This window comes from Nonomuraea sp. NPDC003804 (assembly GCF_040610675.1).
Taxonomy (GTDB): Bacteria; Actinomycetota; Actinomycetes; order Streptosporangiales; family Streptosporangiaceae; genus Nonomuraea.
Map to the genome: position 1 here is coordinate 1 of NZ_JBEXMT010000081.1, position 2,310 is coordinate 2,310.

Genomic DNA, 2,310 nt, shown 5'->3' on the forward strand with positions numbered 1-2,310 from the left:
CATCAAGATCGACAACCGCGGCGGCAACATCGGCAACGGCAACGGCGGCAACGCCAACGGCGCCAGCGGCAACCAGCCCGGCGGCAACGGCGGCAGCGGTAACAACGGCAACATCAACATCGGCAACGACTGAGCCCGCCACCATGGCCAACCGCACAGCGGGCAGCAGCCGGCAGTTAGACACCCCACCACGGAGGCGGTCGACGCGAAGAGCGTCGGCCGCCTTTGTCGTGTGCGGCGACCGCCCATGACGTGCCCGCCGCTCCAGCGCCACACGCCGTCCGCGCGCTTGCCGGTGAACCTGGGACGCCGGCCGGCCGGCTTCACGGGGCCAGGCCGTAAGGGTTGAGTCGTACAAGCCCATTACATCAGTCTGGTCACCGTGAAACACCCCACCGATGTACGGCAGGCGGACGACGTCGCGACGCTCGCACGACCTCAAGCCCGCACGTGCGCCTGCGCCCAGATCAGCCTCCGACGACGCGCATGAGACCACGTTCCTGGATCCCGCCCACCGGACCGCAGCGCGTCCTCGTCGCGGCCACGTTCGTCAACGCCGTGGGCAGGGGCGCCTACCTGACCGCCGGGGTGCTGTATTTCACCCAGGCCCTCCACCTACCGGCCCACCAGGTCGGCGCCGCCCTCAGCGTCGCGGGCCTGCTGTCGCTGGCGGCCGGTCCGCCCAGCGGCCACCTGGCCGACCGGATCGGCGGCCGCGGCCTCTACATCGTCACCCTGCTGTGCGGGGGACTGGCGACGGCGGCGTTCGTCATGGCCACCGAGTTCTGGGGTTTACTCGCTGCGGCCTGCGCGAGCGCGTGCGCCTCCACCGCGGGCCTGGCCGCACGGGGACCGCTGATCGCCCACCACAGCCCGGACCGACCGCAGGAGTTCCGCGGCCGGCTGCGCTCGGTGAGCAACATCGGCATCTCCATCGGAACCCTCCCCGCGGGGTGGGCCGTCCAGGTCGGCACCCGCCCCGCTTACGTGGCGCTCATCCTCGCCGCGGCCGCGACCTTCCTCTGCGCGGCGGCGATCGTCGCCTTCCTCCCGCCCACTCCACCCGTACCGGCGCACAACGGGCCGCGATGGATCGCGCTGAGAGACATCCCCTACGTGACCCTGACCGTCCTGGACGGGCTGATGGCCGTGCAGTTCAAGGTGCTCACCATCGCGGTCCCGCTGTGGATCGTCGCCGCCACGTCCGCGCCCCACTGGCTGATCAGCGCGACGATGCTGGTCAACACCGCCATCGTCGGGCTGTTCCAGGCACGGACCGCCAGAGGCGTCGACACGCCGGCGGCGGCGGGCCGGGCCATGCGCCGGGCCGGGACGACGTTCCTGATCTCCTGTACGATGATCGCGCTCGCGGCCGGCATGCCGCCATGGGCGGCCGCCGCGATGCTGCTGGCCGGCGTCGTGGTGCACACCGTGGGTGAGCTCTGGCATGCCGCCGGAGGCTTCGAGCTGTCATTCGCGCTGGCCCCACCCCACGCGATCGGCCAGTACCAGGGATTGTTCAGCATGGGCATGGGCGGCTCCGAATTCGTCGGCCCGGCTCTGGTCACCGCGCTGTGCATCGAGTGGGGACAAGGTGGCTGGATCGTTCTCGGGATCGCGCTGGCGGCCGTCGGCCTGCTCGTCCCGCCCGCCGCCCGCCTCGCCGGACGCCGGGTCGCGCCGGCGGCCGAAAGCAGTCTCCAAGCCGCCCGATAACCGGGCAGCTTCTTCGGTCCGGTTCTTCGGTCCGGTCGGTGGCGCGGTCCCGTCCGACCGCCCACCGCCGACCCCCGCCCGATGCCGGCCGAGCGTGACCGCGTGGCCGCGTGGCCGCGTGGCCGCGTGGCCGGCGGGGGCCGCTGGAGGGAAGGGCATGCCGTACGGCGAGGGCGGAGTCACCGGCTTCGGGTGGCCGCGCCCACCATGCCGCTCACGCCGCGGCTCGTGCCGGCCGGGATGGCCAGAACAGCCGAGACGGCCGGAACCGCCGGGATAGGCGGTACCGCCCGAGCCCAAGCCGCGACGGGCGCCGGCGGGCGCGAGAAGGCGCCGCTGAAGCCTGGTGCAGGCCACGCCGCTTGCCTCCGATTCGGCGAAGCGGGATGAAAGCGCGGCGGAAAGAGCCTGCGCGCGCCCCGGGAATCCGTGCCGGAACGGAGCTGGGTCGACGTTGTCCAGGACTGGCAAGCGTTTCCGGAGTCGCCGGTTTCCCCGGCAGGAACGGCGATGCAGATATCTCGCATGCCATCCGTTAACTGCATGAAAGGGGCATGCAAGGACTTCTCGGTACAAATATCCACATAGCTCCCC

1 protein-coding gene is annotated in these 2,310 nt (G+C 71.6%); it reads left to right on the forward strand.

Annotated elements, in window-relative coordinates; all coding sequences use genetic code 11:
• The first annotated feature begins 486 nt into the window (after positions 1–486).
• Positions 487–1,716, forward strand: coding sequence for an MFS transporter (locus tag ABZX22_RS44845; RefSeq protein WP_354923399.1), 1,230 nt, complete (start codon positions 487–489; stop codon positions 1,714–1,716).
• Positions 1,717–2,310 lie beyond the last annotated feature (594 nt).